The 6,994-nt window shown below is 46.4% G+C and carries 5 protein-coding genes; 4 read left to right on the top strand and 1 reads right to left on the bottom strand.

All coding sequences use genetic code 11. The annotated features are described in order from the left end of the window. The first annotated feature begins 82 nt into the window (after positions 1–82). The 4 genes from LKK83_RS07770 to LKK83_RS07785 are packed head-to-tail and all read left to right on the top strand — an operon-like array spanning position 83 to position 6,624. Positions 83–4,381: a CHAT domain-containing protein gene (locus LKK83_RS07770; protein ID WP_324630461.1), complete on the top strand. Its 4,299-nt coding sequence runs from the start codon at positions 83–85 to the stop codon at positions 4,379–4,381. Positions 4,382–4,414: 33 nt separating this feature from the next. After that, positions 4,415–4,765, top strand: coding sequence for a hypothetical protein (locus LKK83_RS07775; RefSeq protein WP_324630462.1), 351 nt, complete (start codon positions 4,415–4,417; stop codon positions 4,763–4,765). Between the two features lie 45 nt (positions 4,766–4,810). Further along, on the top strand, positions 4,811–5,041 hold the full coding sequence (locus LKK83_RS07780) for a hypothetical protein (RefSeq protein WP_324630463.1): 231 nt from the start codon (positions 4,811–4,813) through the stop codon (positions 5,039–5,041). Next, positions 5,038–6,624, top strand: coding sequence for a hypothetical protein (locus LKK83_RS07785; protein WP_324630464.1), 1,587 nt, complete (start codon positions 5,038–5,040; stop codon positions 6,622–6,624). Before LKK83_RS07780 ends, LKK83_RS07785 begins: the two co-directional genes overlap by 4 nt. An 86-nt stretch (positions 6,625–6,710) precedes the next feature. On the opposite strand, the gene LKK83_RS31975 is transcribed toward LKK83_RS07785, so the two are convergent. Then, on the bottom strand, positions 6,711–6,785 hold the full coding sequence (locus LKK83_RS31975) for a DUF4058 family protein (RefSeq protein ID WP_442957295.1): 75 nt from the start codon (positions 6,783–6,785) through the stop codon (positions 6,711–6,713). Between the last annotated feature and the right edge of the window lie 209 nt (positions 6,786–6,994).

Consider the following 6,994-nt stretch of genomic DNA (forward strand, 5'->3'; position numbering starts at 1 on the left):
CAAAAATTTAACAAAAAAACCGGGTTGCTCAGTGGCGGGGATGGGGTAAAATAGCTGTACTGTCCTGACCTAGTGCGCCGCTATGGATGAACAACGATCGCAGGCTTATTTATCCCTGATTCAAGAACTCCTGGAATGTCCCAGTGGGGAGGAACCGCAAATCCTGGAAGCTCATCTGGAGTTGCTGGACGAGGGGTTTGTGCAGGTGTGCCAGTTGGTGGCGGCACAGTTGCAGGAGGAGGGACAAGACAAACGGGCGCAGTTTTTGCGGAATGTGGCGCAACAGGTGGGGGCGTTTTTGAGAAACAAAGAAAGCCAAACTCAACTCTACGGTGAAACCTATTCCGATGGCTTTCCGAAGAATCCCCAAGAGGCTGTGCGGCTAAGTGAAGGGCTTTCTGAGATTGAAAAACAAGAGTGGTATGAGTGGATAGAAACCGCTACACCGGAGCAAAAAGCGGAGTTGGTGGATATTCTGCATTCGATGTGGTTGCAAAGTCAAGGACAGGTGCAGGAGGTGGAGACGTTTTTGCGTCGAGAGGGAACCGAGGAGAATCAGCAAAGAGATGAACAACGAGTGCAGGCTTATTTGTGGCTGATTCAAGAACTTCTCGCCTGCCCCAAGGGTGAGGAGAATGATGTCCTCACTCGTCGTCAGTATTTGGTCGATGAGGGGTTTGTACAGGTGTGCGCGGAGGAAGCGGCACGACTACAGACAGAGGGGCGAGAGAATGAGGCGCAGTTTTTGCGAAATGTGGCGCAGGGGATAGGGGAATATCTCAACCGTCAGACATCGGGAGAATCGATGGTTGAGAGTCAAGCTAACGGTAACGAGACAGAGCAAGAATATCTCAATTTTTTGATGCAGGTGTTAGGGAGGATTGTAGAGAGTGATAGTAATCCCTCGATGATTTATCCTTTACTACAACAAAACCTAGACAAACTAGATTTGAACTTTGCTGAGACACTGCAAAAATGGGCAGTTCAAATTTTCAATGAAGTTGAGTCCAATAAAGCATCTGTAATCGCATTAGTAATTAGCGAATTGGCAAATTCAATTCAAAATTTTCCGCTAGGCAATCGAGACGATAATTTAGAAATTGCTATCACCGCATACAAAATAGCATTGACAGTCCTGAATCGCCAAACTTTACCTGAAGAGTTGGCGCAGACAAAAATGAAGTTAGGGGTGGCATACTTTAGTACGATAGGAGATCGGGAGAAAAATATTGAATATGCTATCACTCATTTGAAAGCAGCTTTAGAAATTCACACTCGTGATAGATACCCTGAAGAATGGGCAAGGACTTTAATGATGTTAGCTCTTGTTTATGGGCAACGTATTCGAGGTAATAAAGCGGAAAACATAGAGCAACGAATAGTTTGCTACGAAGCAGCTTTGCAAATTTACACCTATCAGCGTTTCCCGAAAGAATGGGCATTGATTCATCAAGATTTAGCTCACGCATATTCTAATCGAGTTCAAGGAGAAGCTGGCACAAATGTAGAAAAAGCTATTGTTGGTTATCAAGCAGCCTTGCAAGTTTATACCTATGAACTTTTTCCTGAAGAATGGGCTGAAACACAAATGCGTTTGGGGTTGGTTTATGCTAGTCGTTTACAAGGAGACAAATCTGCAAACTTAGAAATAGCGATTAATCACTTTCAAGCAGCGCTAACAGTTTACACTGTTACGCAATCCCCAGAAAAATGGGCTAAAGTACAAGCGGCTTTAGGGTCTGCTTACTCTCACTCTCAGTGTATTCGAGGAAATAAATCTGAAAACTTAGAACAAGCTATTGCTTGTTATGAGGAATCTTTAACAGTAAATACTTTGAAAAATTTTCCCTATGGTTGGGGAATGCTTCAGAAAAATTTGGGCAATGCCTATAATGATCGAGTACAAGGAGATAAATCGTCAAATCAACAAAAGGCAATAACTTATTATCACTCGGCATTACAAATCTATACTCGTGAAACATTTCCCGAAGAATGGGCTGATACACAGATGAGCTTGGGGTGGGTTTACTACTCTCTCATTCGAGGTGATTTATTAGAAAATCTGGAGCGAGCTATTGCTTATTTTGAAGCTGCATTACAAGTTTATGTGCAACCAAACTTTTATGATGAGTGGGCAGATGCACAAAGGGGGCTGGGAACTGTTTATGTGAGTCGTATTCGAGGGAATAAGGCAGAGAATCTGGAAAAGGCTATTGCTTTTTGCGAAGCCGCATTACAAGTCTATACTCGTGAAACATTTCCTGAAAACTGGAGACTAACACAAATGAGTTTGGGAAATGCCTACTCGATTCGTATTGGAGGAAATAAGGCAGAGAATTTGGAAAAGGCTATTACTTTTTACGAAGCTGCATTACAAGTCTATACCCGTGAGACTTATTCATGGGCAATAACACAAATGAGTTTGGGAAATGTCTACTCTCTTCGTATTCAAGGAAATAAGGCAGAGAATATGGAAAAAGCTATTACTTTTTGCGAAGCTGCATTACAAGTCTATACCCGTGAAGGCTTTCCTTACGAATCGGCAAATACTCAAGTTAGCTTGGGGGAAACCTATCGTAACCGCATTCGTGGAGAGCGAGCCGAGAACTTGGAGAGGGCAATCTATCTATATCAAGAAGCACTCAGAGTCCTTACCCGTTTTTCTTTTCCCCAAGATCATGCCGGAACCCTTAATAGATTAGGACTCGCCTACCAAGAGCAATCCCGCTACTACAGCAACGACACCGCCAAAAAACAAACTGCTCTCCAAAATGCCTACACAGTTGTTGAACAGGCACTTGATACCGTTGAATACTTGCGAGGAGAAATCACCTCCGGTGATGAATCCAAACGTAAACTCAATGAGGAATGGGCTGGACTCTATTTCAGCATGGTGGAAGTGTGCCTAGAGTTAGGCAGATACACCGAAGCCATTGAATATGCAGACCGCAGTAAAGCCCGCAACCTGACCGAACTGATCGCCACCCGTGACGCATACCCAGGGGGAGACATTCCCGCCGAAGTCCGCCAACGCTTGCAACAACTCCGTCAAGCGATTTCTGAAGAAGACCGCCGCCTCAAACAAGACCCCAACCCGGACTACGCCCACATCAGCCAACTGCGGGAAGAATTCCAAGCCAAATATCCCTATAAACCGTTGAAATTCACGGATATTCAATCTCTCCTAGACGATGAAACCGTGATTCTGGAATGGTATGTCCTGGATAAAAAATTCCTCACCTTCACCCTGACTAACCAAACCCTTAAGCTCTGGACATCTTCCGAGGAAGACCGACAAAACCTCATCGACTGGACAGTTGCCTATATCGACGACTATCGCCTTAACAACAGCCAATGGCGAGATAGCCTCCTCCAACGCCTAGAAACCCTGGCCCAAATCCTGCACCTAGATGAAATCCTGCACAACCTGCGGCAAAATTTCCCCAACTGTAAAAAACTCATCCTTATCCCTCACCGTTTCCTGCACCTGTTCCCCCTCCATGCCTTACCCGTTACCACAGGAGCGGGTGAGGGCCTCCTACAAGACCTCTTCCCCAAGGGAGTTGCCTACGCCCCCAACTGCCAAGTCCTGCAACAAGCCCAAAACCGACAACGCCCTGACTTTAACGAACTCTTCGCCATTCAAAACCCCACCCAAGACCTCGACTTCACCGATATGGAAGTCGAAGCCATCCAATCCCTGTTTAACCCCCACCAAGTCCTCAAACATGACCAAGCCGAAAAAGCCGCCCTTGATGGGGAAACCCTGAAAAACGCCCACTGTACCCACTTCTCCTGTCACGGCTACTTCAACTTTGAAGATGCCCTCAAATCCGCCCTCATCCTGGCTAAAAGCGAATTTACGCCCCCTCCCCCAACGGATGACCCCAGCCGCTATCTCCCCCTAGAAGACAACAAACTCCTCGACCTGCAAAAATGTCTGACCTTAGAGGATATCTTACGCCTTGACCTGACCAATTGCCGTCTCGTCACCCTCTCCGCCTGCGAAACCGGTATCACGGACTTCACCTCCACCAGTGATGAATATATCGGCCTCCCCAGTGGCTTCATTTTGGCGGGGTCTCCCAATGTGGTCAGTACCCTATGGGCGGTGGCGGATATCTCCACGGCGATTTTTATGATTCAGTTTTATCAAACTCTCCAGCAGTCTGACCTGTCGGTGGTTCTGGCATTGCGTCAGACTCAGAAATGGCTGCGAGAAGCGACGGTGCAAGATTTGTTAGACTGGACCGATAGCTGTGCCGCGATTAGCCCAGAACGACGGGAGGAAATGGAAGATATGATAGATTCCTTTCCTCTTGACTATAAGCCCTTTGAATCTCCCTACTATTGGGCGGCATTTTGTGCCATTGGACAGTAAGATTTGAGAAGTTTTTAACAGGAGTGATGAGCCATGACCCCCGAACAACGAATTGCTGCTTTCTGGGAAATTTGGGAAACCAACCCCGATAATATTTGGGAAACATCAGGAGCCATCCAAGGATTACCGACCCTCCGCGAGAGTTTAGTAGCTGGTCAAAATCAGTCAGATGCTGAAGTAGCAGCTGCAATAAAACAATGGTGTCGCTCTTATCCTAAGTTGACTCAAAAATTGATGGATAAAGTGGGGGAACGAAAGCTGAGAGGGGCGAATAATGCGGGTCCCAAGACCGACGATCGCGCGGTGGTCAATCAATATCCTGAGATTACCGAAATTCTCCGAAACCGGGTTCCGAGAATGGGGACAAAAGAGGATAAATCTTGACGGTTTTCATAGCAACTTCAAACCACTAAATCAGGAATTTTACAAATGTCATCCCAAGCAATTCAAGACTTAGTAACCCTAGTTGAATCGTTGCCCGATACAGCTCAAATCCAAGTGATTGAACATTTGCGAGACTATATCGCCAATTTACAGGATGAACAACGGTGGGATACCGCGTTTAATCGGACTCAATCTGCCTTAGTCACTGCGGCTCGTCAAGCCAAACAACAACGCGCTGCTGGACAGGCGACTCCCATGAATTATAATCAGTTATGATAAAAATTTTCGCCCCCAACCTCTATTTATGTGCGTATCATCTCCGCAAGGATACCACCCAGGGAGAAACACACCCCCTCTGGGAAAACTGCGATCGCCTCCTCTCCCACTTCACCCCCAAACAACTCAGTCCCCAACTCCATCTCGGGGAACATCGCATCCTTCTCCCCCCACCCCAAACGGAGATTGACTTCAACCTCAGCCACGAGTCTAACCTCGAAGGCTTTATCCAACCCGTCCAACTTCAAGATAGCTATGGTGTCTTTTTCAACATTGGCTATGACGAAGAAAACGACCAAACCGAAGACGTTAACCTAGAGAGTTTACAGCAGTTTAATCCCCAGAATAGTCTCCACTTTCCCTTCAGTAGCTGTTTCCTGGGAGAAACCCTAATCCTAACCGTTTGGTTAACCCGTAAAACCCGACAACAAGACCTCACTTATCTCAGACAACTCGCCAATAGTTGCTATCAACACCTATTCAACTGTTCCGACCCCCCATTATCTCGTCGGGGGGAGTTATTTGGGAGTTCTATTTTTGAATATGGGAATCCCCGAGAACCCGCTAAATCTCCCCAAGTTCTCATCTGGCTATTTCGCGATGAAATTGCCGACCAAACCCTGCAAAACTGCTTTTTAGATATCTTTGACCTCTTCTTTTACCGCCACAAAGTCGTCAAAGCCTTTTACGACAGCCGCCACACCTATGAGAAACTCAAGCAATACTACGATAGCTTAGACCCCACCTTAGACGATATCCAATCTCAACTCGATCGCGCCGAACCCAATCCCCAAGACTCCACCTATCTCCAAGACTTTAAGACTCAGTTAAAAAAACTCTCCACCGACTCCCTCAGCTACGATCGCATCCTGCGAAAAATGAAAGATTTATTAACGACAATTTATATAAATCGTAACAATTACAACAGCAAAATTGAGCGCATCTGTGCTATCCTAGAAACTGATAAGGAAGAACTATCTTTTTTGCGCTATTTCGGAGAAGAAACCGCGCCGCAATTCCAGAAACAAATCGAATCAGATTTAAGGTATTTTGACCAGGGAACCGGGTTAATCCGTCAGGCGATCGCCTCCATTCGTGCCATCGTGGAAATCGACCAAGCCCAATGCGATCGCACCTGGCAGCGTTGGAGAGAGAGCGAACAAGAACGACAACAAGAACTCCAGAAAAAAGCAGAAGAAAAAGCCAAAGCGGAACAAGAACGACAACAAGAACTCCAGAAAAAAGCAGAAGAAAAAGCCAAAGCGGAACAGGAACGTCAAGAACAAGCCAACCAGAAATTACAAGACCAAATCCAAGCCGTTGGGGTAGGAATTGCAGCCGGGGCGATTGTCGCCTCCACCTCCGGATTAGCCAAGGAACCCTGGCAATTCCCCAGTAGCGATCGCTTCTGGCTACCCCCCCACCCATTTGCGATCGCATTGCTGGCGAGTGCATTCTGTTCTTGGGGCGCTTGGTGGATTGCCAAGAAACTGATTCAAAAAGGGCGAAAAGAGGGATTGACAAGCGGACAAAACTGTGGTAATGAAACTGACAGAAGGGACAGAAAAACTGAGCTAAAATAGTGCTGCAATCTATCCCAGGTTAGAGATGAGTTTAAACCAGAATGGGGAATCGAGGAAACGGATCCGGGCGATCGCGATTGCCGGTTTTATCGATTGTGAACTGAGAGCCAAATTTCGGGATTTTCTAAGTACGGATCCATTCCAGGAAAGGGAGAAGGCATGGTTTTATCTCCTATAGAACAGTGAGTTAGAATTGAGGGAAAATGTTGGGGGTGGGCGCAGGATTTTACTGGCGCGATCGCGTTCTCCCCGGCGTGGCTAGAATTGAAACCAGGGCGCGCCAATTTAAACCCCTCCCGATGGTTTAATTTTATGAAATTTACGCCAAACTGACAACCTACAGAAAAACAAGGTAAAATCCGACTCGCAA

Source organism: Phormidium sp. CCY1219, assembly GCF_035615515.1.
In the GTDB taxonomy this organism is placed as follows: Bacteria; Cyanobacteriota; Cyanobacteriia; order Cyanobacteriales; family Laspinemataceae; genus CCY1219.